The sequence below is a fragment of the Brevundimonas mediterranea genome (assembly GCF_011064825.1).
In the GTDB taxonomy this organism is placed as follows: Bacteria; Pseudomonadota; Alphaproteobacteria; order Caulobacterales; family Caulobacteraceae; genus Brevundimonas; species Brevundimonas mediterranea_A.
In genome coordinates this window covers 1,085,523-1,112,071 of sequence record NZ_CP048751.1, presented here as the reverse complement: position 1 = coordinate 1,112,071, position 26,549 = coordinate 1,085,523, and the positions used below count along the sequence as shown (strand labels likewise).

General features: G+C 68.6%; 24 protein-coding genes, 1 tRNA gene and 1 riboswitch. Of the genes, 15 read left to right on the top strand and 10 right to left on the bottom strand.

Features of this window, described 5'->3' with window-relative positions; all coding sequences use genetic code 11:
- Positions 1-107 precede the first annotated feature (107 nt).
- Positions 108-182, top strand: a tRNA-Val gene (locus tag GYM46_RS05500).
- Between the two features lie 38 nt (positions 183-220).
- Here GYM46_RS05500 and GYM46_RS05495 read toward each other — a convergent pair.
- Positions 221-1,198, bottom strand: a complete 978-nt coding sequence (locus GYM46_RS05495; RefSeq protein ID WP_040349902.1) for an NAD-dependent epimerase/dehydratase family protein — start codon at positions 1,196-1,198, stop codon at positions 221-223.
- A 91-nt stretch (positions 1,199-1,289) separates the two neighbouring features.
- Between GYM46_RS05495 and GYM46_RS05490 the strand changes: the two genes are divergently transcribed.
- Positions 1,290-2,195 (top strand): LysR family transcriptional regulator, encoded by a 906-nt coding sequence (locus GYM46_RS05490; protein WP_008261539.1) that lies wholly within the window; start codon positions 1,290-1,292, stop codon positions 2,193-2,195.
- Positions 2,196-2,205: 10 nt separating this feature from the next.
- On the opposite strand, the gene GYM46_RS05485 is transcribed toward GYM46_RS05490, so the two are convergent.
- Positions 2,206-3,528 carry a sensor histidine kinase gene (locus GYM46_RS05485; protein WP_008259032.1) on the bottom strand — a complete coding sequence of 441 codons (1,323 nt, stop codon included), beginning with the start codon at positions 3,526-3,528 and terminating at the stop codon, positions 2,206-2,208.
- A complete protein-coding gene (locus GYM46_RS05480; protein ID WP_008262241.1) occupies positions 3,525-4,229 on the bottom strand; it encodes a response regulator in 705 nt (234 codons plus the stop codon). The genes GYM46_RS05485 and GYM46_RS05480 overlap by 4 nt, the downstream gene beginning before the upstream one ends.
- A 149-nt stretch (positions 4,230-4,378) precedes the next feature.
- On the opposite strand from GYM46_RS05480, the gene GYM46_RS05475 reads away from it, so the two are divergent.
- On the top strand, positions 4,379-4,876 hold the full coding sequence (locus GYM46_RS05475; protein ID WP_008258851.1) for a hypothetical protein: 498 nt from the start codon (positions 4,379-4,381) through the stop codon (positions 4,874-4,876).
- 108 nt (positions 4,877-4,984) lie between these two features.
- Positions 4,985-5,431: an EF-hand domain-containing protein gene (locus tag GYM46_RS05470; RefSeq protein ID WP_008260600.1), complete on the top strand. Its 447-nt coding sequence runs from the start codon at positions 4,985-4,987 to the stop codon at positions 5,429-5,431.
- A 5-nt stretch (positions 5,432-5,436) separates the two neighbouring features.
- On the opposite strand, the gene GYM46_RS05465 is transcribed toward GYM46_RS05470, so the two are convergent.
- The gene (locus tag GYM46_RS05465) at positions 5,437-6,216 is read right to left on the bottom strand and encodes a DUF1365 domain-containing protein (RefSeq protein ID WP_008260574.1); all 780 of its coding nucleotides are present in this window, start codon (positions 6,214-6,216) and stop codon (positions 5,437-5,439) included.
- Positions 6,213-7,568, bottom strand: coding sequence for an NAD(P)/FAD-dependent oxidoreductase (locus GYM46_RS05460; protein ID WP_008259909.1), 1,356 nt, complete (start codon positions 7,566-7,568; stop codon positions 6,213-6,215). Before GYM46_RS05460 ends, GYM46_RS05465 begins: the two co-directional genes overlap by 4 nt.
- Before the next feature lie 151 nt (positions 7,569-7,719).
- On the opposite strand from GYM46_RS05460, the gene GYM46_RS05455 reads away from it, so the two are divergent.
- Together GYM46_RS05455 and GYM46_RS05450 are read left to right on the top strand one after the other, a co-directional pair.
- Positions 7,720-8,271, top strand: a complete 552-nt coding sequence (locus GYM46_RS05455; protein ID WP_008261895.1) for a sigma-70 family RNA polymerase sigma factor — start codon at positions 7,720-7,722, stop codon at positions 8,269-8,271.
- Positions 8,268-8,906 carry a ChrR family anti-sigma-E factor gene (locus GYM46_RS05450; protein WP_008262026.1) on the top strand — a complete coding sequence of 213 codons (639 nt, stop codon included), beginning with the start codon at positions 8,268-8,270 and terminating at the stop codon, positions 8,904-8,906. The genes GYM46_RS05455 and GYM46_RS05450 overlap by 4 nt, the downstream gene beginning before the upstream one ends.
- Positions 8,907-9,068: 162 nt before the next feature.
- Here GYM46_RS05450 and GYM46_RS05445 read toward each other — a convergent pair whose 3' ends face one another.
- Positions 9,069-9,452 (bottom strand): hypothetical protein, encoded by a 384-nt coding sequence (locus GYM46_RS05445; protein ID WP_008260745.1) that lies wholly within the window; start codon positions 9,450-9,452, stop codon positions 9,069-9,071.
- Between the two features lie 243 nt (positions 9,453-9,695).
- On the opposite strand from GYM46_RS05445, the gene GYM46_RS05440 reads away from it, so the two are divergent.
- From GYM46_RS05440 to GYM46_RS05420, 5 genes are all read left to right on the top strand, one after another.
- Positions 9,696-10,022 carry a hypothetical protein gene (locus GYM46_RS05440; RefSeq protein WP_008259736.1) on the top strand — a complete coding sequence of 109 codons (327 nt, stop codon included), beginning with the start codon at positions 9,696-9,698 and terminating at the stop codon, positions 10,020-10,022.
- Positions 10,023-10,024: 2 nt separating this feature from the next.
- Entirely contained in the window at positions 10,025-10,705 is a 681-nt protein-coding gene (locus GYM46_RS05435; protein ID WP_008263586.1) for a response regulator transcription factor, read from the top strand.
- A gap of 10 nt (positions 10,706-10,715) precedes the next feature.
- The gene (locus GYM46_RS05430; RefSeq protein WP_008262714.1) at positions 10,716-12,161 is read left to right on the top strand and encodes a sensor histidine kinase; all 1,446 of its coding nucleotides are present in this window, start codon (positions 10,716-10,718) and stop codon (positions 12,159-12,161) included.
- 57 nt (positions 12,162-12,218) lie between these two features.
- Positions 12,219-13,127 carry a DUF1206 domain-containing protein gene (locus tag GYM46_RS05425; protein WP_008263961.1) on the top strand — a complete coding sequence of 303 codons (909 nt, stop codon included), beginning with the start codon at positions 12,219-12,221 and terminating at the stop codon, positions 13,125-13,127.
- Positions 13,128-13,194: 67 nt separating this feature from the next.
- Positions 13,195-13,866, top strand: a complete 672-nt coding sequence (locus GYM46_RS05420; protein WP_198004262.1) for a DsbA family oxidoreductase — start codon at positions 13,195-13,197, stop codon at positions 13,864-13,866.
- A gap of 154 nt (positions 13,867-14,020) precedes the next feature.
- On the opposite strand, the gene GYM46_RS05415 is transcribed toward GYM46_RS05420, so the two are convergent.
- From GYM46_RS05415 to thiC, 4 genes are all read right to left on the bottom strand, one after another.
- The gene (locus GYM46_RS05415) at positions 14,021-14,887 is read right to left on the bottom strand and encodes a hypothetical protein (RefSeq protein ID WP_008260534.1); all 867 of its coding nucleotides are present in this window, start codon (positions 14,885-14,887) and stop codon (positions 14,021-14,023) included.
- A gap of 676 nt (positions 14,888-15,563) precedes the next feature.
- Positions 15,564-16,208 carry a hypothetical protein gene (locus tag GYM46_RS05410; RefSeq protein ID WP_083793321.1) on the bottom strand — a complete coding sequence of 215 codons (645 nt, stop codon included), beginning with the start codon at positions 16,206-16,208 and terminating at the stop codon, positions 15,564-15,566.
- 2 nt (positions 16,209-16,210) lie between these two features.
- Positions 16,211-17,440 (bottom strand): AAA family ATPase, encoded by a 1,230-nt coding sequence (locus GYM46_RS05405; RefSeq protein ID WP_083793322.1) that lies wholly within the window; start codon positions 17,438-17,440, stop codon positions 16,211-16,213.
- Positions 17,441-17,487: 47 nt separating this feature from the next.
- Positions 17,488-19,506, bottom strand: coding sequence for a phosphomethylpyrimidine synthase ThiC (gene thiC / locus GYM46_RS05400; RefSeq protein WP_164952615.1), 2,019 nt, complete (start codon positions 19,504-19,506; stop codon positions 17,488-17,490).
- 55 nt (positions 19,507-19,561) lie between these two features.
- A riboswitch (TPP riboswitch) is annotated at positions 19,562-19,670 on the bottom strand.
- 128 nt (positions 19,671-19,798) lie between these two features.
- Here thiC and GYM46_RS05395 point away from each other — a divergent pair.
- The 4 genes from GYM46_RS05395 to GYM46_RS05380 all read left to right on the top strand — a co-directional run bounded on the left by GYM46_RS05395 (position 19,799) and on the right by GYM46_RS05380 (position 26,405).
- Positions 19,799-20,734 carry a nucleoside hydrolase gene (locus GYM46_RS05395; protein WP_008260379.1) on the top strand — a complete coding sequence of 312 codons (936 nt, stop codon included), beginning with the start codon at positions 19,799-19,801 and terminating at the stop codon, positions 20,732-20,734.
- On the top strand, positions 20,731-21,579 hold the full coding sequence (locus GYM46_RS05390) for a ribokinase (RefSeq protein WP_008264322.1): 849 nt from the start codon (positions 20,731-20,733) through the stop codon (positions 21,577-21,579). The genes GYM46_RS05395 and GYM46_RS05390 overlap by 4 nt, the downstream gene beginning before the upstream one ends.
- A 54-nt stretch (positions 21,580-21,633) precedes the next feature.
- Positions 21,634-22,869, top strand: coding sequence for a hypothetical protein (locus GYM46_RS05385; protein ID WP_008263681.1), 1,236 nt, complete (start codon positions 21,634-21,636; stop codon positions 22,867-22,869).
- Between the two features lie 173 nt (positions 22,870-23,042).
- Positions 23,043-26,405 (top strand): autotransporter domain-containing protein, encoded by a 3,363-nt coding sequence (locus GYM46_RS05380; RefSeq protein WP_008261308.1) that lies wholly within the window; start codon positions 23,043-23,045, stop codon positions 26,403-26,405.
- The last annotated feature ends 144 nt before the right edge of the window (positions 26,406-26,549 follow it).

Below are 26,549 nucleotides of genomic sequence, written 5' to 3'. Positions count from 1 at the left end.
TCTCCCAAAAATCGTAATCTGGCCGTGAAATCGGCTTGATGCCGCCAGGCCGGGCCGCTATACGACCGCTCTTCCCGCCCTGGGGCGATTTCCCGGGGCTCTACGGCGGATGCGTAGCTCAGCGGGAGAGCACCTCGTTGACATCGAGGGGGTCACAGGTTCAATCCCTGTCGCGTCCACCATTCTCCCTTCTACAGTCAGTCTTCTTCGCCCGTCGCCTCTACGGGCGCCTGTCCGCATGGGCCGGATACAGGCTGCCGATCCCCGCCAGGGTGGCCCGCACGGCCTCGTCGAGCGGGGTGCGCGGTTCGGGGCCGATCAGGGCCTCCAGCCGGGCGTTGGTCAGGCGGACCGGGCGTTTCCACAGATAGGCCATCTCCATCAGTTCGCGCATCAGCGGCACGAAGGGCGCGGCCAGACGCATCACCAGCCAGGGCATGGGCTTGATCGGCAGTTTGGGCTCGCCCAGGACGCGGCGGATGGCGCCGGTCATCCGGGTTCCGTCGGCGTCCCACTGGCCCTCCATGTGGAAGCGGGCGAAAGCCTCCAGGTCGTTGCGTTCGACCAGGCGGACCATCACCTCCGCCACGTCCGGCAGATAGGCCCACTGGTGCCCGACGCCCGGCTTGCCCGGATAGGTGATCGCGGTCGGCCGTTCACCGGCCCTGACCAGGCCCTGGCTGAACCAGTTGTTGGCCGCCTCAGGCCCGAAGAAGTCGCCGGCGCGGACGATCAGCACCTTGGCCCGGCCGCGATCGGCGGCCGCCTTCAGGCGACGTTCCATCTCGACCCGGATGCGGCCCTTGCGGGTCCTGGCGTTCTGGGGCGCATCCTCGGCGATGTCGGGGAAGGCGTCGGGGCCGTAGTTATAGACCGTGCCGGGCAGCAGGATGCGCGCGCCGTTCCGTTCGGCCGCCGCGATGGTGTTGTCCAGCATCGGCAGGACCAGGGTGTTCCAGTTGCGATAGCCGGGCGGATTGACCGCATGGACGATCAGGGACACGCCCTCGGCCGCCGCCGCGACGTCCGCCGCCGACATGGCGTCGCCCCTGATCCAGGCGATCCGCGCGTCGCCGCGCACGCCCTCGGGTCGGCGATGCAGGGCGCGCACCGACCATCCCGCCTTCAGCAGCCGCTCGGCCACCGCCCCGCCCGCGCCGCCCGTGGCGCCCAGAACCAGGGCTGATTTCGTCGTCATGTCGCGCTCCATCCGTTTGATGAAGCCTGTATCGACCGAACGCCGGATCAACGGAATTGTCGAAATATCTGCACCTGCTATACGAAAACCAATGAACAGTGAGCCGAGCTGGGATCTGTATCGCACCTTCCACGCCGTGCTGCGCGAGGGGTCGCTGTCCGGCGCGGCGCGGCGTCTGGACATGAGCCAGCCCAGCATCGCCCGCCATATCGACGCCCTGGAGACGGCCCTGGGCGCCAAGCTGTTCCTGCGCACGCCCCGGGGCCTGTCCCCCACGGACGCGGCGCTGGAGCTGAAGCCCCTGGCCGAGCGGCTGGCCGCGACCTCGGCCGCCCTGCGCCGCACAGCCGAGGGTGGGGGCGGGGGCGGCGCCCTCTCCGGCACGGTGCGGATCAGCGCCAGCGAGGTGGTGGCGGTCGAACATCTGCCGCCCATACTGGCCCGGATGCGTCAGGCCCATCCGGGGCTGGCGCTGGAGCTGTCGCCGTCCAACGCCCTGGACGATCTGTTGCAGCGCAAGGCCGATGTGGCCGTTCGCATGGTCCGGCCCGAGCAGCAGGCCCTGGTTTCGCGCCATGTCGGCGCCCTGGCCATCGGCCTGCACGCCCATCGCGACTATCTGGCGCGACGCGGGACGCCCCGGACCCTGGCCGATCTGAAGGATCACGACCTGATCGGCTATGATGTCGAAACCCCCGCGATCCGGGCTGCGGTCCAGCAGTATCCGGCCCTGAGCCGCGACGCCTTCGCCCTGAGGGTGGACAGCGACGTGGCCCAGCTGGCGGCCATCCGCGCCGGGTTCGGGATCGGCATCTGCCAGACCGTCGTCGCGGCGCGCCAGCCGGATCTGGTCCGCGTCCTGCCCGACGCCTTTCATATGGCGCTGGAGACCTGGATCGTCATGCACGGGGATCTGCGCGGAAACGCCCGCTGCCGCGCCGTTTTCGACGCCCTGGTCGAAGGCCTGTCGAGGATCGTCGGATCCTCGGCGCGGTAGGGCGCGGTAGTCAGTCGGTCCTGAACAGAATCACGGCGGTCAGGCCGCCGCCGGGCGTGGTCTCCAGGCGGACGCTCGCGCCCATCTGCTGAGCTAGGGAACGGGCGATCGCCAAGCCCAGACCGGAACCGCCGGTCTCGCGACTGCGCGACGCCTCGCCCCGCGCAAAGGGCTCGAAGGCCTGGGCCTCGAACGCCGGCGACAGGCCGGGACCGTGATCGACGACCGTCAGCCGCCAGCGGTCGTCGTCGCGTTCGAAGCCGACCTCGGCTGAACCGGCGTAGGTCACGGCGTTCTCGATCAGGTTCTCGAGAATCCGGCGCAGGCCGCCCGTGTCGGCCTGGACCCGTCCCGCCTCCAGCCGTCCCAGGGTCACCGCCTGGCCCAGGGCGGCGCGTTCCCGCACCAGTTCCGTCACCAGTTCGGCGACATCGACGGGGGCGAGGACAGCGGGTCTTTCCTCGCCGCGCGCGACCAGCAGCACATCCTCGATCAAGGTGGCCATCAGGGCCACGTCCCGGTCCGCCCGCGCCCGCTGGTCCGGGTCTTCGATCAGGGCGACCCGTAGCCGAAGCCGGGTCATCAGGGTCTTCAGGTCGTGCGCCGCGGCGGCCAGCATCCGCATGCGCTCGCTTACCAGGGCCTTGATGCGCGCCCGCATGCGGTTGAAGGCCGAGGCCACGCGGCGCGCCTCGGCATGGCCGGTCTCGTCCATCGGCGGGGCGCCGAGATCGCGGGCGAAACGGTCGGAAGCGTCGGCGATGGCCTGGAGGTCGCGGGTCGCCCGATGCACCATCCGCCACACGAGGAAGGCGGCCGTCAGCCCGACCAGCAGGCTGAACACCAGGGCGGCCATGGCCATGCTGCGGCGACGTTGCCCCAGGCCCGGCGCGACCACCAGCCTCTGGCCGTCCGCCAACGCGACCGACACCGCATAGACGGCGGTCTGTCGTCGCTGGACTTGAGGGCGGAAGCGGCGGCGCTCCTCGGGAACCAGCAGGCGGACGTCGCGCGCGCCCAGGGCCGCGTCATAGCTGCGCAACAGCGCGGGCAGGGGGCCGCCGTGCGCGCGATAGCCGGCCGGAACCCCGTCGGCGATGAAGAAGCGGGTGGCGTCGCCGTTCAGGGCCACCAGCAGGTCGTCCCGCTCTTGCGACGGCGTGCGGTCCAGGGCGGCGGCGGCGGCGGCGATCCGCACCGGCACAGGCAGGCGCCATTCGTCCTGATCGCCGCGCTGGAACCTCATCAGGCCCAGGACGCTGACCGCCTGCAGCGCCACCACGACCAGGACCAGCGTCAGCGTCAGGCGGTTGGCGAGGCCCAGGCGTCTCACGACTGGACCTCGACGTCTGCGGTGAACAGATAGCCGGCGTTGCGCACCGTGCGGATCAGCCGGGATTCGCGGGGATGGTCGCCCAGCTTGCGGCGCAGGCGCGAGACCTGGATGTCGATGGAGCGGTCGAAGACGTCGGCCTGGCGGCCCTTCAGCACGTCCATGATGTCGTCGCGAGACAGGACCTGCTGCGGACGCCTGACGAAGGCGGCCAGCAGGTCGAACTCCCCGCCGGTCAGCTCCACCGCCTGGCCATCCGCATCGGTCAGGGCGCGGGAGGCGAGGTCCAGGCGCCAGCCGCCAAAGGCGAGACGGCGGGCCGGCGGCCGGGGTTCGGCCCGGTCGCGGCGACGCAGCAGGGCCTTGATGCGGGCGACCAGCTCGCGCGGCACGAACGGCTTGGCGACATAGTCGTCGGCCCCGACCTCCAGCCCCACGATCCGGTCCATGGGTTCGCCTCGCGCCGAGGCGATCAGCACCGGGACCGCGCCCTGGATGCGGCGGCAGACCGACAGGCCGTCCTCGCCCGGCATCATCAGGTCCAGCACCACCAGGTCCGGTCGCTGGACCGCCCAGGCTCGCCAAAAGGCTGCGGCGTCGGGGAAGGCCGCGCAGTCCAGACCCTCGCGCGCCAGCAGGGCGCAGACCAGGTCGCGGATTTCGGGGTCGTCCTCGACCAGATGGATCAAAGCCGTCGTCATGGGCCAAGCTTTGGCGCAACCGCCTCGGCCCCGCCAGTAGAGGATACACGCTGTTACGCACGGGCGCCGGGGCGACACACCCCGGACGGGCCGATCTGTCAGTCTGCAGTCGTCCGGAACAGGCCGGACCTCGCACAAGGAGCCTGCCCATGACCTCCCGTCGTCCCTTCGCAGCCGCCGCCCTGACGGGCCTGCTGGTGGTCGCCGGCCTCGTCGCTGCGGCCGACAGCGCCATGGCTCAGTCGGTTTCCCGCCACCGCTCGGCCAGCGTCACCGGCGCCCAGCACAGCGCCATGCGCGGCGCGGATATCTATCGCAGCCCCGGCTCGGCGTCGGTCTCCCGCTATGGATCAGTGGACGGCCAGGGCTGGTCCAGCGCCCGCGCCAGGACCACGGTGGACACCGGGAACGGCTACGCCACGACGGCCGTTCGCACCGGCCCGGCCGGGAACACCCAGACCCGCGCGGCTTCGACCGCCTACGGCGACGACCACTACAGCCGGTCGTCCACCGTGCAGACCTCGCACGGCTACGGCTATGAACGCCAGATCGACGCCTATCGCGACGACGACGGCGTCACCGTGAACCGCACCGCCACCGCGAACAATGGCGCCACGCGCAGTTCTACAGTCACCCGCCCCTACTGACCCCCTTTCCAGGTTCGGGCGGAGCGCCTCACCCCCGGCTCCGCCCGTCGCCCCGGCCGCGTCCCCCCAACCGTGCGGCCGGGGCCCCTTTTTCCGATCGAGAGCCCGATGAAAAGCCTTGTTCTGTCCGTCCTGTCCGCCGCGGCGATCGCCGTCGTCGCCACGGCCGCGCCCGCCCAGACCCCGACAGGCGCCGGTCGCGCCCTGTTCCAGCAGGCGGACGTCAATAATGACGGGCGCCTGTCGCGGGTCGAGTTCGACGCTGCGCGCGAGGGCCGGTTCGCCCGGGCCGACGCCGATCGCGACGGCCGTCTGACGATGTCCGAACTGCGCGCCCTGCGCCCGGACGGCGCGCCCGCTCCGCAGCGGCGACCCAGCCGCGAGCAGATTCAGAAGCTGCGCGCCATTGACCGCAACAATGACCGCGCCGTCGATCTGAACGAGTTCCGCGCCCTGAACGGCGACCGTTTCGCCGCCGCCGACCGCAACCGCGACGGTTTCATCACGCGCGACGAAATCGCCGATCTGGCGCGCGCCATGACCCTGGGGGGCTGAGGCCCCTAACCCCTGTGCCGCAGGTCCAGCACGTCGGGGGGCGGCGCGGGCTTGCGGGTCAGGGGCACGCGCTTCAGCCAGAGTTTCAGCGCCTCCCAATGGATGGCGGCCACGACCTTCAGCGTCAGCAGGGGCATGGACAGGGCGGCGGCGATCAGGGCGCGGTCGGACATCGGCCGACGCGCGCCGCTCATGCTGGTGGCGATCAGCAGGCCCCCGCTATCCGATCCGTTGATGGCCAGGCCCAGGGTGTCGCCCGGCGTCTGACCCTGGAAGTCATAGGTCATGCCCATGGCCATGAAGGGTGAGACATACAGGCGCTTGTCGGTCTGTTGCCGGAACCGGCCGGCTTGGGCGTCGGCCGCCAGGACGGGCAGGACATAGGACCGCCGCTCGCCGAAGGTGCTGGTGACCTCATAGACCATGGCGGCCAGCCGCCCGTCTTCGTGATGGCAGTAATAGAGGCTGATCGGGTTGAAGACGAAGCCGAACACGCGCGGCATGGTCAGAAGACGGATCGCGCCCTGGCCGACGTCCACCCCGACCTCGGCCAGCCGCGTCTCGATCTGGGCCCGCAGCGGACGGTCCGAGCCGTCGCCGTGGTCCCGGTCGTGGAAGGACAGTAGGTTGAACCGGTTGCGTGAAAAGGTCTTCAGCCGGCCGTGCAGGGCGTCGATCTCGGCCAGGTCCAGCATCAGCCAGAAGACGCGGTAGTTCAGCCGGTGCGGCGTCGGCCGCAGACGGGCGTGAAACACCTTGCCGACATAGAGGGCCGAGCCTGTCACGCCGCCGGTTCCATCTGGACCGAGGGTGAGGACAGATGGATGCGGCCGCTCTCGTTCTCGACGGTCCAGGGACGACGCACCCCGCCCAGTTGTTCGGCCACCGCCAGACCGGACTGAAGCCCGTCCTCATGGAAGCCGGCCCCGAAATGGGCGCCGCAGAACCAGACGCCGCCCTGGCCCTGCAGGCTCCACAGCGACTTCTGCGCCTTGATGGCGGCGGGGTCGAAGATCGGGTGCTCGTACACTTCGCTGCGCAACAGGGTTCCGGCGGCCGGCGGGCGCGGCGGGTTCAGGGTGACGAACAGGTCCTGGCCCGGCAGGCCCTGGAGCCTGTTCATCCAGTAGGTGACGCACAGGCCGCCGTCCGCGCCGATATAGTTCCACGAGGCCCAGGCCCGCCGGCGCCGGGGCATCAGGCCCGCGTCGGTGTGCAGGATGGTCAGGTTGCGGCTGTAGCGGAAGGCGCCCAGCAGTTCACGTTCCCGCGCCGTGGGCTCCGCCAGCATGGCCAGGGCCTGGTCGGCGTGGGCGCCGATGACGACATGGTCGAACCGCTCCCGGGCGCCGGTGGTGTCGTGGACCACGACGCCGCCGTCGACGCGCTGGACCTGGTCCACGCCGCGCCGGAGCCGGACTGCGTCGCCCTTTCGCCCGGCCCCGACCTGACGGGCCAGTTCCTCGACATAGGCCCGGCTGCCGCCGACGACGGTGCGCCACAGGGGCCGGCCGACCAGTTTCAGCAGGCCGTGGTTGCCGCAGAAGCGCAGGAAGGATTCCGCCGGATAATCCATCAGCGTATGGGCCGGCGACGACCAGATGGCGGCGGCCATCGGCAGCAAATGGTCGTCGCGGAAGGCCTCGCTGAAGCCCTCGCGCTTCAGATACTGGCCCAGGGTCACGTCGCTGTCGCCCAGGGCGGCCATGCCGCCGGGCGCCGAGCGATAGAAGCGCAGGATCTCCTTCAGCATCGACCAGAAGCGCGGGCGGAACAGGTTGCGACGCTGGGCGAACAGGGCGGGCGCCGCATATTCGAACCGGCCCAGATCCAGGGACACGGCGAAGGACATGTCGGTGGCCCGCGTCTCAAGCCCCAGATGGGCGAACAGGGCGATCAGGTTCGGATAGGTGGCGTCGTTGAAGACGATGAAGCCGGTGTCCACCGCCGTCTCTCCGGTCGGGGCGCGGACGTCCACGGTGTTGGAATGGCCCCCCAGGCGGTCGTCGCGCTCGTAGATCGTCACGTCGTGGCGCTTCGACAGCAGCCAGGCGCTGGACAGGGCGGCGATCCCCGAGCCCACGACGGCGATCCGCAGGCGCGGACCGGTCTCGCTGGAAGGGGACGACAAGGACATAAAGACTCCGAGGGCGGGCTACAGGTGGCGAAGATACGCGCCGCGCACGCGGCCGGATCACGAAATGATCCAGACTTTCGCCAGAACCGTACTAGGTTTCATGGATGGACAGGTTTCAACGCTTCAGCGGATTCGGCCACCCGTGACGGCTATGGGCGGCGAGCATGACCGGCTGATCGAGGCGGTGGCGTTACGGCGGGACCGCGAGGCTTTCGCGCGCCTGTTCGAACATTTCGCGCCGCGTCTGAAGGCCTATCTGATGAAGGCCGGGGCGCCTGCGGGGGCGGCCGAGGACTTCGCCCAGGACGCCATGCTGACCGTCTGGCGCAAGGCCGAGCTGTTCGACAGCTCCAAGGCGCGGGCCGCGACCTGGATCTTCACCATCGCCCGCAACCGGCGCCTGGACGTGCTGCGCCAGGACGCCCGGCGCACCCCGATGCCCGAGATCGAACTGTTGCAGGAGGAGCCGGAACGGCCGGACCAACTCGTGCTGATGGCCGAGGATGCCGCACGCCTGAAGACGGCCATGGCGCGGCTGACGGCGGATCAGATCGAGGTCCTTCGCTTGGCCTTCTTCCAGGACAATCCCCATTCCGAAATCGCCCGGCGGCTGGACCTGCCGCTGGGCACAGTGAAATCCCGAATACGCAAGGCCATGATCAAACTGCGCACCCTGTTGGACGACGCCGGAGGCGAGGCATGACCGGCGGTCACAACCCCTCCGAAGAACGGCTCCTGGCCTATGCGGCCGGCACCCTCAGCCCGCCCGAGGCCGTGGTGGTCGCCGCCCATCTGGCGATGCGGCCGCAGAACGACGCCTGGGTCCGCACGCTCCAGTCGGTGGGCGGCGAGTTGCTGAACGATCTGGAGCCCGAGCCGATGCCGGACGACGCCCTGGCGCGCGTCCTGGCGCGGGCCGAGGCCGACGCCGGACAGGTTCTGGCCTCCACGCCGTTGAACGACATGGTCGGCCTGCCTGAGCCCCTGCGCCGGTACGCGCTGGGACCGTGGCGATGGCTGGGACCAGGCATGCGCGCCCGCGACGTCCATGCGCCGCGCGACGGCGATTGCCGCGTCATCCTGCTGGAGATCGGTCCGGGCCGCGAGACGCCGCGCCACACCCACGGCGGGATCGAACTGACCTGCGTCATCCACGGCGCCTACGCCACCGAAACCGCCCGGTTCGATGTCGGCGACTTCGAGGAGGCGGACGGCGAAGTGCTGCACCAACCGCGCGTGGTCTCGCCCGATCCCTGCCTGTGCGTGGTGGCGCTGGATGGGCAGATCGAACTGGACGGCTGGCTGGGGCGGCTGATGCAGCCGTTCATCAAGCTGTAGGCGGGCCAGGTCTGACGGTCATTCAAACTTCGCACCAGGGCGAATGACGATCTTTGGCGGCGGCGGTTGTGAAGCGAGGGCGAAGCCCCACGGGGCCGTCCCAAAGAGAAAGAGCGCGGCCCTTTTCGGACCGCGCTCCCGTGGAAATCACCGAGATGGCGTTCAGCCGCGACGGTGGTCCCAATCGTGGCGTTCGTTGCGGATCTGGGCCGAGAGACGGTCGAAGCGACGGTCCAGGTCGGTGCGTTCCCAGGCGGTCAGGCCGCCGCGACGATAGTGAGCCTCAAGCCGCAGCAGGCCGTTGAACTCGCCCCGCAGACGGGTCGCCTCGCGGCGGCTGAGCTGGCCGGAACGGACGCCCTGGTCGATGCGGCGGTCCAGACTGGCCTGGCGGGCGTTGATCGACGACCAGTGTCCGTAGCCCGCATGATGGACAGGCGGTCGGGCGTGATGGGACGGGCCATAGGACTGGGCGGCGGCGGGCAGGGCGGCCGAGGCGGCGGCGGCGAGGATGAGGGCGGGCAGGAAGACTTTCTTGTTCAGCATCGGATCGTTCCTTCTGGTGCGGGGCGCCCCGGCGGGGGCTGCGATGTCCCCAGAAAGCCATCTCCCGCCTGAGCCCGATCTGAACGCCGCGTTTCAGCCGCCGTTCATCTTTTCGGCGCAGGAAGACCCGTTCGCGCGATCTCTGTTATAGATGCGACGGACGTGCGGCTTTTCGGCCGTATCGCCCGTTTCCAAACACCCCGTTCAGCGGCTGTTCAGAGCCGGCCCCGTAGAAGCGACTTCATGAACCGCACCCGCGCCCTCCTGATCGCCGCCCTGATGGCCCTGGTCCCCGCGACCCAGGCCCTGGCGCAGTCGCGCGACCAGGACCGAGAGCGTCCGCAGCAGGACCAGCGCCGCGACGCCCCCTCGCGCGACCGACCCTCGGCCGACGGGCCGCGCGCCGATCTGGGCGCCGTGGTGCGCCGGGTCGGGGCCGGACGCGACGGACGCATGCTGGGCGTCAGCCCGCGCGGCGACACGGTGGTGGTGCGCTGGGAATATCCCGGCGGGCGGGTCGCTGATATTCGCGTGGACGCCCGCTCGGGCCGCGTGGTGGGAGAAGACTGACGATGCGTGTCCTGCTGGTTGAAGACGACGCCGACCTGTCGCGTCAGCTGAAGGGCGCCCTGGCCGACGCCGGCTATGCGGTGGACCACGCCGCCGACGGCGAAGAGGCCTGGTTCCTGGGCGACACCGAACCCTATGACGTGATCGTGCTGGACCTGGGCCTGCCCAAGATCGACGGGGTCTCGGTGCTGGAGCGCTGGCGGCGCGAGGGCAAGGCGACGCCGGTCCTGATCCTGACGGCGCGCGGCGCCTGGTCGGACAAGGTGTCGGGCTTCGATGCCGGGGCCGACGACTATCTGACCAAACCCTTCCATACCGAAGAACTGCTGGCGCGGTTGCGGGCCCTGCTGCGCCGCTCGGCCGGCATCGCTTCGGCCACCCTGTCGTGCGGCGGCCTGCGTCTGGACCCGCGCGCGGCCCGCGCCAATGTCAACGGCGAGCCCCTGCGCCTGACCTCGCTGGAGTACCGGCTGCTGCACTATATGATGATGCACCAGGGCCGGGTCATCAGCCGCACGGAGCTGGTCGAACATCTGTACGATCAGGACTTCGATCGGGATTCCAACACCATCGAGGTCTTCATCGGCCGGCTGCGCAAGAAGATCGGATCCGACCGGATCGAGACCGTGCGCGGCCTGGGCTATCGCCTGGCGCCCCTGACGGGCGAGTCCGAGGCGGCGTGATCGCGCCGCAATGACCGAAGCAGGGGCTGGGGCGCGGCGGACGCCGCCCGGCGGCTGGGGCCGCTGGTTCGGGCGGCCGGGCAGGTCGCTGACGCGGCGGCTGATCTGGCTGGCCGCCGGCTGGATTCTGCTGGCCCTGGTGGCGACCGGTTTCGTCCTGACCAACCAGTTCCAGGAATCGGCCCTGCGCCGCCTGGGCAATGTACTGAGCGAGACCACCGACGAACTGGTGGTGCGCACGGTGACGGCGAGCGGCAAGGTTCTGACGCCCCAGATCATGGACGCCCCCACCCTGCGGGTGTTTTCGGGCAAGTACTGGATGACGGCCGAGCCGACTTTGGCCGGGGGGCTGCGGATCATCACCCGCTCGGACTCGCTGTACGGCGAGGACCTGACGGTGCCGGCGGACCTGCCGGGGCGGCTGGACGACGCCTACGGCCAGACCATCACCTATAACGCCACAGGCCCGGCAGGCGAGCCGCTGCGGGTGGCGGCCAGCATGAAGTCCCTGCCGGGACGGACCACGCCGGTGGTCTTCTTCGCCGCCATCGACCGGTCCAACGTCGATGTGGACACCCGGCAGTTCGCCACCCTGACCTGGGTCGCCCTGCTGATCCTGGGCTTCATCCTGGTGTCGGCGGTCTTCATTCAGGTTCAGGTCGGCTTGCGGCCCCTGTATGACCTGCGCAACGAGATCGCGGCCGTGCGCCACGGCCAGGCGGCGCGGATCGAACGGTCCTATCCGCTGGAGATCCAGCCCCTGGCCGAACAGGTCAACCGGCTGCTGGACCATAACCAGGAGGTGGTCGAGCGCCAGCGCACCCATGTCGGCAACCTGGCCCATGCGCTGAAGACCCCGATCTCGGTCATGCTGGCCGAGGCCGGGACCGCCGAAGGCTCGCTGCCCGAACTGGTGCGGCGCCAGACCCGGGTCATGCAGGGCCAGGTCGACCACCATCTGCGCCGCGCCCGCGCCGCCGCCCGCGCCGCCCACGGCCTGGGCGAGACCACGCCGGTGCCCGAGGTGCTGGACGAGCTGGCGGTCATGATCGAACAGGTCTTCCGCGACAAGGGCGCCGAGATCGACTGGCGCGCGCCCGACGACCTGGCCTTCCTGGGCGAGCGGCAGGACCTGCAGGAGATCCTGGGCAATCTGATCGAGAACGCGGCCAAGTTCAGCACCCGCCGCGTCCGCGTCTCGGCCGGCGAGAACGGCCTGGGCCAGATGGTGGTGGTGGTCGAGGACGACGGCCCCGGCCTGCCCGCCGACCAGCGCGAGACGGTGATGAAGCGCGGCGCCCGGCTGGACGAGAGCGCGCCCGGCTCGGGCCTGGGCCTGTCGATCGTCGAGGACCTGACGCGCGCCTACGGCGGGCGGCTGACCCTGGGCGACAGCGACATGGGCGGGCTGAAGGTCGTGCTGGAGCTGCCGGCGGCTCACGCCGCGCGCGCCTGAGCGCGGGAGCCATCGGCGGGCGGGGGCGTTGAACCGCTCCGCCGCGCTGGAGCCGCCATGTTCGCCCGTCTTCGTCACGCCGCCGCCGCCCTGGGCGAGGCCGTCCGCAGCCGCGTCCCCGCAGCGCGCCGCGCGCCCCGGCTGTCGCGCCTGATCGAGGGTGCGGCGCGGGTCGGATACGGAGCGCGGGGCTTCGTCTATCTGTCGGCGGGGGCGCTGACCCTGCTGGCGGCGACCGACAGGATCGGCGACGCGGTGGGCGCGGGCGGGGCGGCGGGCTGGCTGGCGGAGCAGCCGTTCGGGCGGGTCTGGCTGGTGCTGCTGGGCCTGGGCCTGTGGGCCTTCGTCGGCTGGCGCGTGCTGCAGGCCCTGTTCGACGCCGACCATGAGGGAACCGACCTCAAGGGCTGGGCCACGCGGGCGGGCCAGGCGGCCAGCGGCCTGTTCTACGGCCTGCTGGCGGCGGGGGTGTTCGAGTATCTGGACGAGGCGGGGGAGGCGACCAGCCAGGCGGCGGAACGGGCCGAGAGCATCGCCGAGAACCAGGAGAAGGCGGCCTGGATCCTGGACCTGCCGTTCGGCGGTCTGCTGCTGATCGCGGCGGGGCTGGTGGTGCTGGGCGTCGGGATCGGCAACATCGTCAGGGCCTTCCGGGACGACTTCGACGCGGCCCTGGCCTGTCCCGAGGCGGTGCGCCGGCCGGCGACGGCCCTGGCGCGGGCGGGCTATGGCGCGCGGGGCTTCGCCTATCTGCCGCTGGGGACCTTCGTGGTCCTGGCGGGGCTGCACGCGCGGTCGGGCGAGGTGACGACGACGGCGGCGGCGCTGGACGCGCTGGAGGCCCAGCCCGGCGGGTCGTGGGTGCTGGGGCTGACGGCGGCGGGGCTGATGGCCTTCGGCGCCTTCGCCTTCGTGGAGGCGCGCTGGCGGCGGATCCGGCCGCCCCGGGACCTGACGCTGGGCTGAGGCCTTGGCGTCGCGCGGGGCCTTCCCATATGCTCCGCAACACATCCTGTTCCAGAAGGCCCTCGCCATGACCCAAGCCGTGCCGATGAAGACCCTGAAGATCGACTTCGTTTCCGACGTGGTCTGCCCCTGGTGCGCGGTCGGGCTGGGCGGGCTGGAGACGGCGCTGGACGCCCTCAAGGGCGAGGGGATCGGCGCCGATATTGCGTTTCAGCCGTTCGAACTGAACCCCCAGATCGCGCCCGAGGGCGAGAACATCGTCGAACACATCGGCCGCAAATACGGCGCCAGCCCGGAGCAGTCGGCCGCCAACCGCGCCATGATCCGCGAGCGGGCCGCCGAGGTCGGCTTCGACATGCGCATGACCGACGACAGCCGCATCTGGAACACCTTCGACGCCCACCGCCTGCTGCATTGGGCCCACGAGACGGCGCCCGAGAAGCAGAAGGCGCTGAAACAGGCCCTGTTCACGGCCCACTTCACCGAGAACCGCAACCTGACCGACGCCGGCGTCCTGACCGCCGCCGCCGAGGCCGCCGGGCTGGACCGGGCCGAGGCGGGCGAGGTCCTGGCCTCGGGCCGCTACGCCCAGGCCGTGCGCGCGGCCGAGGACCTGTGGCGGTCGCGCGGCATCAGCTCGGTCCCCGCCGTGGTGGTCGAGGGCAAATATCTGATCAGCGGCGGCCAGCCGGCCCAGGTGTTCGAAGAGGCGCTGAGGAAGATCGCGTCGGAGGTGTGAGGGGAGGGTGATTGGCGAGTCGTGATTGGTGATTGGTGAGCGCAGATCTTGCGCCGGTGCATCGCCCCGCTCGCCCCTTGCTCGCTACTCACCCCTCGCCAGTCACGATTCACCCCTCACGCCTTCGCTCACGCGCACGCCTCACCCGCCCCGGTCACGGCGGCCCGGTTTCAGACTCTCCCTGCGAAAAAACACCGTCTGAATCGTCTAATTCGTCTGAAATCCCGGCCGGCTCCAGGTCGTCCAGCGCGTCGATCCGGGCCATCAGGGCGTCGCGGCCGGCGTAGTCGCCGGGCTTCAGGGCGGCGGCTTCCTGGGCGATGACGCAGATCTGCTGGGCGAGGGCTTCGGCGCGCGCGGCGAGGTCGGGTTCCTTCGGGGCGGGCGGCGGCGCTTCCGGCGGCGCTTCCGGCGTGGGGGGCGCAGGCGGCGGGGCCGGCGACACGTCCCGGGCCAGGGCCGTCAGCCCCAGGTGCAGGCGCATCCAGCGCGCCGCCTCGACGGCGCGGCCGGCCTCCAGCGCGCGGTTCAGCCGCATCCGGGCCAGGTCCGCCATCCGGCCATAGTCGGCCGGGCCGTCCGCCGCCGCCTCGTCCGGGTCCAGCGGATCATAGGGGGGATCGACCTGGTCCATGCGCCGCCAGCCCTTGTCCCGGGCGCGCAGGCGGAAGGTGCTGACCCCCATGCCGTAGCGGGCGCTGACCGTCTCGGCCGTGTCGCCGGCCAAATAGTCGTCGCGCGCCGCCGCCCAGGCCTCGTCCGAGGCCCGGCGATAGCCGCCGCCCCGGTCATAGGGATCGCGCCCGGGCCGCCCGTCATACAGCGGCCGCGTGTCGTGCGACGCCTCATCCGGCGACGCCCCGTCCCAGGACGACTTATCCCAGGACGGCTGGCGTGGCGGATCGACGAAGTCCTCGTTGGTCAGGCGCCGGTCGAAATAGCCGCCCCCGCCGTCGCTCTCGCCATAGCCCCCGCCCTCGTCCTCGTCCCCATAGGGCCGGCGTCCCTCGATCCCATCCATACGCCCCTCCCGGGCCGATCCGCCCCGGAACGGGACCGGGGGATTATACGGCGGCGGGAAACCGTGCTGGGTTGATTGGCGCGCGGGGCCGGAAAGCTCAATATATTCAACGGGTGGAGCGACGGAATTAGGAGCGCAAAGGGGTGATCCCGCTTTTGCCGCCCCCGGCCGCCTCCCTTCCTTTCGTCATCCTCCGGGCCGCGCAGCGGAACCGGGGGACCCTTCGTCATCCTCTGGCCAAGCGAAGCTTGGACCAGGGGAGGCGCCGAAGGCGAAATGCGTCCGCTGCGCGATGTCAGACGCCCGCATCCGCGACAGGGTCCTGCTCACGCAGGCCGCTGGGTCCCCCGGTCTGCGCCGCGAAGACGCGGCTTGCCGGAGGATGACGAAAGGAGAGGGTTAGGCCCGCTTCTTCCGGGGCGCGGCCGGAGCATCGGCGGCGTTCTGGAGCGCTCTTTCGATCAGTTCAGGATAGTTGAGGATGCTGAACATTGGCGCAGCATAGCGGAAATCTCACTGTGCGTCCCTCTCCCGACGGGAGAGGGAGGCCGCGTCCGGGTTCACGAACCGAAACGCCTCCGCCCGCTGCCGCAGGAAGCGGTTAAGGGGGGGGGTCTTGCGGGTGCCTTTTGCACCGGTGAGGAGCACGAAATGGAAACAGTAATGACGGCTGCGCCTAGGCTGCGGCTAACTTTGAAAGCGCCTCGACTAGCTTGTTAAAACTGGGCGATAAGTTTCGGTGCAAATCCATTTTTGGACCAATAGCCTGTGCCCATTCGTGCTTGATCTGACCCGGGAGCGGCCAGCCTGCTGTCTTCACCGCTGTGGCACCTCCAGGGTGGAGTGCATCTGCGAGTAGTTCCCAAGTCCCGCAGACTGAATCTTGTTCGTACCGATCAAGCACGTCTTTACGCGCGCGAGGATACGCCTCCAAAACAGCGGCTCTATCTCCTAGATACCACGATTCCACTTCTTCGATTGCCAACCGAAAGATTGTATCGGGCCGACCTGAAGCTGCGGCTGACGCCGTCAGTTCAGCCAGCATTTGTTTACAGTCGCGGACATCTGTGTCGACCACAACGATAACGACGTCGATCCCCGGCGTTTTTCCATATCCCCCAAGAATGCGCGGGAGCTGATCGAGCAAAATACGTTTGCTCGGATCTCCTGCAGCAGTCAGCCCTTTCGGAAGCCGACCAACCCCCCTGTAAGAGTGGATCCGCCATGTATGGCCTTCCCCTTGTACGCCAAGCGCCATGGGGACCAGTATTTCAAGTAAAGTCGCGCCTGAACTATCTTCGGTCAATATTTCGATGTGCATATCTAGATAGCATCCAGATAGTCACTATACCAAAGTCCACCCAATGGGAGTCCCTCGTCCACCAAATTGGTCACTAGTTTAAGATCGGAGGCTCTTCTGACCTGAGAAAAGCCATTTTTTCCCTTTTCAAGAATCCAAACTTCTTTTGGGGACAGCGCATCAACAAAATAGGGTTGGTGTGTGGTAACAAATATTTGTGGCGCGTTTCTTTTTCCGGTAGCGTGAGCTCGGAATTCTTCCGCTAGCGTCTCTAGAAGTTTGTGATAGAGGCCATTCTCTGGCTCTTCTATGCATATAAAGGGAGGGGGCTCGGGATCTTCTAGCAAAAGTAAGTATGCGAATACCTTAAGAGTGCCGTCCGACATTTGTTGAGCAAAAAACGGATCGTCGAAAGCACCATCGTTAAATCTTAGCAGTACGCGTTTGTCTTCAGTGACGTGGGTGTCAATCGTCGTGACGCCGGGAATCTTTGAAGCGATCCGTTGAAGTATGTTCTTGAAGCGGGTTTTGTGCTCTCGCTCCATAAATTGGACGACGTTTCCTATGTTATCGCCGTGTTCATTTAGGTGCTTTTGAGGGCCCGCAGATGGCAAGCTTCGAGCTGCGTCAGGGTAGAAATATGAAAGATACCAACCCTTCAAAAAATCACGAAATCGTTTGATTCGCGGATGCTCGCGTAGCGTTCCAAGGGTGGCAATTCCGAGCTGTCGAAGATCAGTTAGCTCTACGGATTCCTGGGCGCGGTCTTCTTCACCCTCAAGCTCTACGGCTTCTTCCCCTGCCCATACCAATCCTCTCCCGTGAAATAGCCGTAAGAATGGGTAGGGGCGGCCGTGTTTCTGACCTTTGCGACGCTGTTTTAGCAGTTCGCTTTCAACGAATGGCCGTCCATAAGCATCTGCGGCGATTGCGAGTTCATAGGTTATTGGGCGCTCGTTTGGTGCCTCGCGATAATAGATTTCGAATCGGATCGCTTCCGAGGTTCCCATCGATCTTAAGCGGTCAAATCCACCGCGTTGCTTCATGTCGCACGCAGTCTCTACGTCGAAGGTCAAGCAATCAGCCACGAACCCGAAAGCGTCGAAGAGAGTGCTTTTCCCAGCGCCGTTCTTGCCAATGACTGCGGTGAACGGCGTTAACGGCTCCCGATCTGACTGACCTGAAAGCTTGCCCAACGTGACGTCGCGGAGTGCACGGTAGTTTTGGACCCGGAAGCCCTCAATAATTGGCACGGTGCTTAGCTCCCAAACGTGCGGTGCACATATGCGACCTTAGCCGATTAGGCCACCGTGACGTCAACCACCCCGCCCCCAGCGCGGAACTTCGCGCTCATCTCCGCCATCCCGGCCTCCGCCTCCGCTAGCGAGGCCCCCGCATCATTCTGCGCCATCGCATCGCGGCGGATGTCTTGGCTGATCTTCATGCTGCAGAATTTCGGGCCGCACATGGAGCAGAAGTGGGCGGTCTTGTGGGCTTCCTTGGGCAGGGTGGCGTCGTGGTATTTGCGGGCGGTTTCGGGGTCCAGGCCCAGGTTGAACTGGTCCTCCCAGCGGAACTCGAACCGGGCGCGCGACAGGGCGTCGTCATGTAACCGGGCGGCGGGGTGGCCCTTGGCCAGGTCGGCGGCGTGGGCGGCGATCTTGTAGGTGATGACGCCGTCCTTGACGTCCTGACGGTCCGGCAGGCCCAGATGCTCCTTGGGCGTGACGTAGCAGAGCATGGCCGTGCCGAACCAGCCGATCATGGCCGCCCCGATGGCGCTGGTGATGTGGTCATAGCCGGGGGCGATGTCGGTGGTCAGCGGGCCAAGCGTATAGAAGGGCGCCTCGTGGCAGTGTTTCAGCTGCTCATCCATGTTGGCCTTGATCTTGTGCATCGGCACATGGCCGGGGCCTTCGATCATGACCTGGCAGCCCTTGGCCCAGGCGATCTTGGTCAGTTCGCCCAGGGTCCGCAGCTCGGCGAACTGGGCCTCGTCGTTGGCGTCGGCGATCGAGCCGGGGCGCAGACCGTCGCCCAGGCTGAAGCTGACGTCATAGGCCCGCATGATGTCGCAGATGTCCTCGAAATGCTCGTAGAGGAAGCTCTCCTTGTGGTGGGCCAGGCACCACTTCGCCATGATGGAGCCGCCCCGGCTGACGATGCCGGTGACGCGTTTCGCCGTCATCGGCACGAAGGGCAGGCGCACCCCGGCGTGGATGGTGAAATAGTCCACGCCCTGTTCCGCCTGTTCGATCAGGGTGTCGCGGAACACCTCCCAGGTCAGGTCCTCGGCGACGCCGTTCACCTTCTCCAGCGCCTGATAGATGGGCACGGTGCCGATGGGGACGGAACTGTTGCGGATGATCCAGTCGCGGATGTTGTGGATGTTGCGGCCGGTCGACAGGTCCATGACATTGTCCGCGCCCCAGCGGGTGGCCCAGACCAGTTTGTCGACCTCGTCGTCCACCGACGACAGGACCGCCGAGTTGCCGATGTTGGCGTTGATCTTCACCAGGAAGTTGCGGCCGATGATCATCGGCTCGACCTCGGGGTGGTTGATGTTGTGCGGGATGATGGCGCGGCCGCGGGCGATCTCGGAGCGCACGAACTCGGGGGTGACGAAGTCGGGGATGGATGCGCCGAAGGATTCGCCGTCGCGCTCGAGTGGCGAGTGGCGAGTGGCGAGTGGCGAGTTCGATGCGGGAAGCGGTACGGTCGAGCCGTCGGCGAGGGTGATGGTCTGAGCGGTTTCGCTCGCCACGCGCCACTCGCCACTCGCCACTTCCCTGCGCAGGTTCTCGCGGATGGCGACATATTCCATCTCGGGCGTGATGATCCCGGCCTGGGCGTATTCGTACTGCGTCACCGGGCGGCCCTCGACGCCCTTGAAGACGCGGTGGTTCGAGGTGTCGAACCGGGGGGCCAGGTTCTTGCCGCTGGCGTGGCCGTTGTCCTCGGGCTTGACCTCGCGCGGGTTGGCGACGGGGGCGATGTCGCCGCGATCCAGCTGCCACGACGACTTCACGTGCGGCAGGCCGCGCTTGATGTCGATGGTCACGGTCGGGTCGGTGTAGGGGCCGGAGCTGTCATAGAGGGTGACCGGCGGCTCGTTGGCCGACGGGTGGACGGCGACCTCGCGGAAGGGGACGCGGATGTCGGGGTAGAGCTCGCCGGCGACATAGACCTTGCGGCTGCCGGCGCGTTCGCCGGTGGGGATGGCGCCCGTCTCTCGCATCACCTGCTCGCGCGCGTCTTTCAGCGCCAGATCCACATTGGGTTCTTCGGGAAGCGCGGGCGGGGTGACTTGGATATTCATGGCGGCCTCAAACGGTTGAGGTCCGCCGACGTCGGGCGCGAGGTCCTGTCTTGAGGACCAAAAGCGTTTCCCATCCCTTCGCCGGCATGACCCGGATCAGGTTCGACGGGTCAGGCGGCTACGCCAATCTCAGCCGCTCGATTGCGACCCCCCGGAGAACGAGGCTCAGGGTGACGCCGGGGGAGGCGGACGTCAAGCGGGCGCAAGCGTGGCTGGAAAAGGCGTCGGATTCGCGTGGGATAAGCGGTGAAACGGACTTGCCCGCCGGCGTCCGGAGCGTCAAACGAGGGATGTGTCTATCCAATCCCTGATCATCGATTGCGACCCCGGCGTGGATGACGCCGTGGCGCTGTTCCTGGCCTTTGCGGCGGCCGAGCCGACGCTGCTGGCCGTCACCACCGTGGGCGGCAACGTCCCCGCCCACCTGACCCAGCGCAACGCCCGTATGGTGCGCCAGATCGCCGGCCGTGAAGACGTGCCGGTGTTCGGCGGCGCCGAACGGCCGCTGAAACGACCGCCGGCGGGCGCGGGCGACTTCCACGGGCCCGAGGGGCTGGGCGACCTGGAGCCCTTCGCGCCGACCGGCATCATCGGCGACGGACCCGCCGCCAACGCCATCGTCGACCTGGTGATGAAACGCCCGGCCGGATCGGTCGCCGTCGCCGTCCTGGGGCCGATGACCAACCTGGCCCTGGCGATGAAGCGCGAACGGCGGCTGGCCGAGCATCTGGGGCCGGTCGTGGTCATGGGCGGGGCGCGGTCCGAGGGCGGCAATATCACCGCCTCGGCCGAGTTCAACATCTGGGCCGACCCGGACGCGGCGGCGGTGGTGTTCGGCTCGGGCTGCGAGGTGATCGCCTTCGGCCTGGACGCCACCCATCAGGTGCGGGCGACCGAGGCCCGGATCCGCGCCGTCGAGACGATCCGCACCGACCCGGCGCGCACCGTCGCCGCCCTGCTGCGCTTCTCGCAGCGGGTCGAGCGGCAGGCGACCGGAGCAGACGCCCCGCCCCTGCACGACCCCTGTCCCATCGCCTGGCTGATGAAGCCGGAGCTGTTCACCCTGAAGCCCTGCCGGATCGAGGTCGAGACGGGCTCGGACCTGACGCGCGGCCATACGGCGGTGGAGTTCCGCGTCGATCCCGCCACGGCGCGGCACCGCTGGGCGGTGGCGGCGGACGGACAGGGGGTGTTCGACCTGCTGACCGAGACGCTGAAGGCCAGATGATGCGGATCACCGTCGTCGGCTCGATCAACCTGGACCTGGTCGCGACGGCGCCCCGGCTGCCGGCGCCGGGCGAGACGGTGACGGGGGCCAGCCTGGCCCGCTATCCGGGCGGCAAGGGCGCCAACCAGGCCTATGCCGCCGAGAAACTGGGCGCCGAGGTCAGCCTGATCGGCCGGGTCGGCAACGACTCCCTGGCCGGCGAGGCCCTGTCCCTGATGTCGGACCTGGGCGTCGATCTGGCGGGGGTCGAGACGGATGTGGCGGCGCCGACCGGCGTCGCGCTGATCGCCGTCGATCCGACGGGCGAGAACCAGATCGTGGTGGCGGCCGGCGCCAATCATCTGGTGACGCCCGAGCAGTTGCCGCAGCGGATCGAGGGCGCCCTGATCGTCCAGCTGGAGCTGCCGGTCGAGACGGTGGAGGCGGCGGTGGGCCGGGCCACAGGCTTCGTCTGCGCCAATCTGGCCCCCGCCCAGCCGGTGTCGGAAATGCTGCTGCGCCGCGCGGACCTGATCGTCGTCAACGAGACCGAGGCCGCCTTCTATGGCGACGGCCTGCACCGCGGCGGCGGCCGGGTGGTGGTGACCAAGGGCGCCAGGGGCGCGGCGATGTATCAGCGCGGCGTCGAAATGGCCTGGGCGACCCCGCCGACCGTCGAGGCGGTCGACGCCACCGGCGCCGGCGACGCCTTCGTCGCCGCCATCACCGTGGCCCTGCTGGAAGGCATGGAGCCGACGCAGGCCCTGCGCTTCGCCTGCGCGGCGGGGGGCTTTGCGGCGACGCGGCCCGGCGCCCAGCCGTCGGCGCCGGAGCGGCATGAGGTCGAGGCGCTGCTGGCGGGTTGACGGCCTCGCTATAGTGTCGCTGGATCGCACCTGAAGGTTGCGTGTGGGGCGGTGATGCTGACGAGGCGATTTCTGGGTCTGTCGCTGATGGCGGCGGCGGCCATGGCGGGACGGCGAGCGGGCGCGCAGGAGGCCCTGACGGCGAGCGATCAGTATCAGGCCGAGGGCCGCTATCTGCCCCTCTATCTGGAACTGAAGGCCCAGGTCGAAGCCGGCGATGAGAATGCGCGCTTCTATCTGCCCTGGTTCGCCGCCTTCGTCGGAGACGAGGCGACTGCGGTCGGGTTTGACGAGCGGACGCGGTCCCCCGACCGGCCGATGCCCGATCTGGCCGACGCCGAGGCCGAAGACGCTCTGGAGGCTATTGTTCGGACGGCGGCGGACAGGCAGATCGTCATCCTGAACGAGGCGCACAACGTCTCGGGCCATCGCGGCTTTGCGGCGCGGGTGATGCGCGCCTTGCGTCCGCTGGGCTTCGACACCTTCGCGGCCGAGACCTTCGGCAGGATCGACTCCTATCGGACCGGCGCGCCCTTTCATCAGGGGCTGGGCTATTACATCGCCGACCCCGTCTATGCCGAGACGGTGCGGGAAGCGGCGGCCCTGGGCTATGTGTTCGCCGACTATGAGCAGCGGCCGGACCAGCAGCCGCCCGCCGAGGCCGACATGGACGCGCGCACGACCGCGCGGGAGGTCGCCCAGGCCAGGAATCTGATCGAAAATGTGCTGAAGCCGCGCCCCGACGCGCGGATCTTCGTCCTGTGCGGCTATAGTCACGCCATGGAGATCGAGGGGCTGGGCGGGCTGTGGTTCGCCGGCCAGCTGAAGGCGGCGACGGGGATCGACCCCCTGACCATCGAACAGTCGGGCCACTGGCCCGCGACCCGGCCTGAAGCGGATACGGCGGAGGTCGCCGCCGTATTGGAGCGGTTCGCACCGACGCGACCGATCGCGGTGTCACGCGCCGGACGGGCCTTCGCCGACAGGATTTTTGACGGCAAGGTCGATCTGAGCGTCTTTCATCCGCGCCTGCCCAAGGTCGCCGGGCGTCCGGGCTGGCTGGCGGCGGATCCGGCGCGCAAGGCCGTCGAAGTTTCGGTTCCGGCGTTCGAGGGGCCGGCCCTGGTGCAGGCCCTGCATAGGGGCGAAGGGGCGGTGATCCCGGCCGATCATCTTTTGCTGGAGCCGGGACAGGCGCGGGCGACGCTGCTGCTTCGGCCGGGCGTCTATTTCCTGCGGCTGGAGACGACGCGGGGGATCGAGCCGGCGTTCGGGATGGTGACGGTCTGAGAGGGGCGTGTCGCGCGAGGGCCCGGTGAAGCCCGGAGCGTCGTCGCGCCCAAGCTGTGCTGTACCGGGTGTAACGTTTTTGACACAAATTGGTCCAGGCTGGTCGTAAGCCTATTGCAGTCGGGAAATAATACGGCACGGTGGCTCCCAGGATTTTGAGGGGAGTGCACGGCATGATTGAACGTAACGGGACGGGTCGTCGTCGCTGGCTGGCGACGGCGTCGGTGATCGGGCTGATCGCGGCGGCGGGAACGGCGGCGGCGGAGGTGCCCAATGACAACTTCAGCCCGAACGCGCCGCCGGTCCTGGCCGACCCCGATGCGATCAACGGCATCGGCAACATCATCGTCGACACCGGCGGCGGCTCGGTGGGGGTCTGCACCGGCAGCCTGATCAATCCGCGCACGGTGCTGTTCGCCGCCCACTGCGTCAACGACCTCCCCGACGTCGCCTACGGATCCCAGGGCCAGGGCAGACCGATCAGCATCGGGTTCAAGGGCGACGCCTTCGACGGCATCCTGAACTGGATCACCAGCGGCGACTACGCCACCAGCTATATCGACCAGCACTACAATATGAGCCGGGTCTTCTATGACCCCCGCTCGCTGGAAGACGCCCAGGGCGGCGGCTTCTATGAGGGCGATGTCGCCATCGGCGTGCTGGATTCGCCGGCCAAGGGCGTGCCGACCTGGGCCATGCTGTTCTCGCCCCTGACCGGCGACGAGGACCGGCACGTGATCACCGGCGGATACGGCCGCAGCGGGACGGGGTCCCTAGGTTCGGTTCAGGGGATCGACTTCCGCCGTCGGGCCGCCGAGAACATGATCGGCGCCCTGACGTCGCTGGACGACATCAACCTGTTCCTGTTCGGCGACGGCGCCCAGGGCGGGCTGAGTCAGAACCTCTATATGGTCGATTTCGACGATCCGGCCGGGACCGCGACCTTCGACTTCAACATCTTCGGCGACGACGTCGCGCTGGAGAACGAAGGCATGACGGCGGGGGGCGACTCGGGCGGTCCCCTGATCCTGGATCGGGCCTTCGACACGCCGGTGGTCGTGGGCGTCCTGTCGCTGGGATCGCGCTATTTCAACGGCCAGGGGGCGGCCAGCTACGGCACGACGGCGGGCTATCAGCCCCTGTATCTGTTCACCGACTGGATCGTCGCCAACAACCCCTACAAATACGTCACCACGACCGGCGGGAACGGCGACTGGTTCGATCCGACCCACTGGGTCCAGATGATGGATCCGAACTACAAGATCATCGACGCCAACGGCAATCTGGTCACGGGCCTGCCCGCCACGCCGGCCGAGGGCGTGGATTCGCGCGGCGGCGAATGGGGCAGCATCTGCTTCTTCGGCGATTGCGCCGATGCGGGACAACTGGCCGACTACAACCATGACCGCGAGGACGGCTTGAGCGGCGGCGCTCAGCCGGTCAAGGCCGAGGTGACCGGCGGCCGCACGATCGTCGATATGAGCGGGATCGTCGCGGGCGGGGCGGGCGGGGCCGGCGGGGCGGCCGGCAGTTCGCGCGGTCAGACCGCCTCCGGACTGGCGGTGCGGCACGAAGCCTCGGCGGTGGGCGCGGCGCCGGGCGCGACCCTGCCGTTCGAGATCGTTCCGGGCGGACCGGGTTCGACGAATTTCGTGCCGTTCAACGTCCAGGGCGATGTGCTGGCCGGCGAGAAGCCGCTGTTCTACGACGTCAACCTGATGTCGGCGGGAACGACGACGCTGAACGCCCCCGCCGTCATCGACCGGTTGACCATCGGGACCAGCGGCGCGGTGCTGGACATCGGCGCGGACGGCCTGTTGTTCGCCCAGAACGACGTCGGCGTCTGGGCCGGCCAGCTGAACGTGGACGGCGCGCTGCTGACCTTTGAAATGCTGCTGGCGGGCGGGGTTCTGAGCGGTTCGGGCGTAGTCGACTCCACGGTGCTGACCTCGGCCATGGGCTCGATCGCCCCGGGCGGGCAGGGCGAGATCGGCGAGCTGACCCTGTTGAGCGATCTGGTGCTGGCGTCGGGCTCGCGCCTGTTCATCGACATCGGTGGTGATCAATCCGACCGTCTGACGGTTCTGGCCGACAGTTTCGAGGGCACGGCCGGCATTGCCTCGCTGGGCGGGCTGCTGGGGCTCAACTTCATCAGCGCGCCGAAGTTCGGCCAGACCTATACGGTGCTGACGGCCCAGGGCGCCATCGACGGCGAATTCGACGCCGTCACCGACATCTCGGGCGTGCTGTACCCGGTGCTGGACTACACCACGACCAGCGTGGAGGTGGAGATCGAGGCCGCGTCCTATCTGGACTTCATCAATCCGAATTCGCGCGCCCAACGCACCGTCGGCGGCATGCTGGATGCGGCGCGGGCCACGGACTATGCGGCCCTGGGCGACATCTACGCCCAGACGGACCTGCTGGAAGGCGAGGCCCTGGAGGCCGGGCTGGAGAGCCTGTCGCCCTTCGCCGCCCACTCCGGCGTGACCCTGCTGTCGGCCCAGACCGAGGCTCTGCGCGGCGTGGTGGACGGACGGATCGCGCGGGATCGCTCGGGCGGGGCGAGCGAAGGCCTGACCCTGATCGGGTCGGGCGTGGAGGTCGCGTCGCTGGATCCGGCGGCGACGGCCGCAGCGGCCGGCATGGCGACCCGCCAGGCCCAGGAACGGGCGCGCTGGGGCGGATGGAAACAGGGAGTTTCGGCCTATTTCGGCGCCGGCGCCATCGAGGGCGAGGCGGGCCAGTTGCGCGGAACCCTGGCGGACAGCCGCAGCGACGACCAGAGCGCCTGGTATGTCGTCGGCGGCCTGGAACGGACCATCGACGCCCTGACCGTGGGGGCCAGCCTGGCCTATGCCGAGGGCGAGTCCGACTTCGCCGAGGGGATCAGCACGGCCGACAGCCGTCAGGTTCAGGCGACCCTCTATGGGGCGGTGGACCTGGCTTACGGCGCCTATCTGGGGGCCAAGGTCGGTTATGGCGCGGCGGATCTGGACACCGAACGGGCCTTCGCCATCGGCGGCGCCAGCTTCCGCGCCGACGGGGAGACGGACGGCAAGGTGGTCAGCGGCGGGGCCGAACTGGGCTTCAACCTGACGCGCGGCGGGCTCAAGCTGCAGCCGAACATCGGGCTGAACGCCTATTCGGTCGATCTGGACGCCTATCAGGAGACGGGCGGGGTCGCGGCCCTGAGCGTCGCCGACCAGTCGTTCGATTCGCTGCAGCACCATATCGGCCTGCGGGTCGGCGGCGAGACAAGTCGCGGCCGCTGGAGCATCAAGCCGGCGCTGGACGTGCGCTGGGTGCATGAGCTGGCGGGCGACAACCGCAATGTCGAGGCCGCCTTCGTCGCGGCCGACGGCTTCGGCGGGGTCTTCGCCGGCGCCAGCAATGACAGCGAATGGGCCGAGATCGGCGGTTCGGTCGCCATCGAGGGCGACCGGTTCGGCGTGACGCTGAAGGCCGCCTCGATGGTCGATCGCGAGGATCTGGACTACCAGACCTACAACGCCACGGTGACGATGAAGTTCTGATCCACCGGGTCGGGACGTGGAGACGGCGGCCCCGACGGGGCCGCCGTTTTCGTTGAGCGGTCCATCGGGCCAGTAGAGCGACTGTGACAGTGTAACGTCAAAACGGCTTGGCGGCGCGCGTCGGGTGTCGTTAGGTTTCACGCT

Coding starts and splice junctions, on each gene's coding strand:
- GYM46_RS05495 (WP_040349902.1), bottom strand. CDS start 1,198: ATGACGACGAAATCAGCCCTGGTTCTGGGCGCCACGGGCGGCGCGGGC.
- GYM46_RS05490 (WP_008261539.1), top strand. CDS start 1,290: ATGAACAGTGAGCCGAGCTGGGATCTGTATCGCACCTTCCACGCCGTG.
- GYM46_RS05480 (WP_008262241.1), bottom strand. CDS start 4,229: ATGACGACGGCTTTGATCCATCTGGTCGAGGACGACCCCGAAATCCGC.
- GYM46_RS05475 (WP_008258851.1), top strand. CDS start 4,379: ATGACCTCCCGTCGTCCCTTCGCAGCCGCCGCCCTGACGGGCCTGCTG.
- GYM46_RS05470 (WP_008260600.1), top strand. CDS start 4,985: ATGAAAAGCCTTGTTCTGTCCGTCCTGTCCGCCGCGGCGATCGCCGTC.
- GYM46_RS05460 (WP_008259909.1), bottom strand. CDS start 7,568: ATGTCCTTGTCGTCCCCTTCCAGCGAGACCGGTCCGCGCCTGCGGATC.
- GYM46_RS05455 (WP_008261895.1), top strand. CDS start 7,720: ATGGGCGGCGAGCATGACCGGCTGATCGAGGCGGTGGCGTTACGGCGG.
- GYM46_RS05450 (WP_008262026.1), top strand. CDS start 8,268: ATGACCGGCGGTCACAACCCCTCCGAAGAACGGCTCCTGGCCTATGCG.
- GYM46_RS05445 (WP_008260745.1), bottom strand. CDS start 9,452: ATGCTGAACAAGAAAGTCTTCCTGCCCGCCCTCATCCTCGCCGCCGCC.
- GYM46_RS05440 (WP_008259736.1), top strand. CDS start 9,696: ATGAACCGCACCCGCGCCCTCCTGATCGCCGCCCTGATGGCCCTGGTC.
- GYM46_RS05435 (WP_008263586.1), top strand. CDS start 10,025: ATGCGTGTCCTGCTGGTTGAAGACGACGCCGACCTGTCGCGTCAGCTG.
- GYM46_RS05430 (WP_008262714.1), top strand. CDS start 10,716: ATGACCGAAGCAGGGGCTGGGGCGCGGCGGACGCCGCCCGGCGGCTGG.
- GYM46_RS05425 (WP_008263961.1), top strand. CDS start 12,219: ATGTTCGCCCGTCTTCGTCACGCCGCCGCCGCCCTGGGCGAGGCCGTC.
- GYM46_RS05420 (WP_198004262.1), top strand. CDS start 13,195: ATGACCCAAGCCGTGCCGATGAAGACCCTGAAGATCGACTTCGTTTCC.
- GYM46_RS05415 (WP_008260534.1), bottom strand. CDS start 14,887: ATGGATGGGATCGAGGGACGCCGGCCCTATGGGGACGAGGACGAGGGC.
- GYM46_RS05410 (WP_083793321.1), bottom strand. CDS start 16,208: ATGCACATCGAAATATTGACCGAAGATAGTTCAGGCGCGACTTTACTT.
- thiC (WP_164952615.1), bottom strand. CDS start 19,506: ATGAATATCCAAGTCACCCCGCCCGCGCTTCCCGAAGAACCCAATGTG.
- GYM46_RS05390 (WP_008264322.1), top strand. CDS start 20,731: ATGATGCGGATCACCGTCGTCGGCTCGATCAACCTGGACCTGGTCGCG.
- GYM46_RS05385 (WP_008263681.1), top strand. CDS start 21,634: ATGCTGACGAGGCGATTTCTGGGTCTGTCGCTGATGGCGGCGGCGGCC.
- GYM46_RS05380 (WP_008261308.1), top strand. CDS start 23,043: ATGATTGAACGTAACGGGACGGGTCGTCGTCGCTGGCTGGCGACGGCG.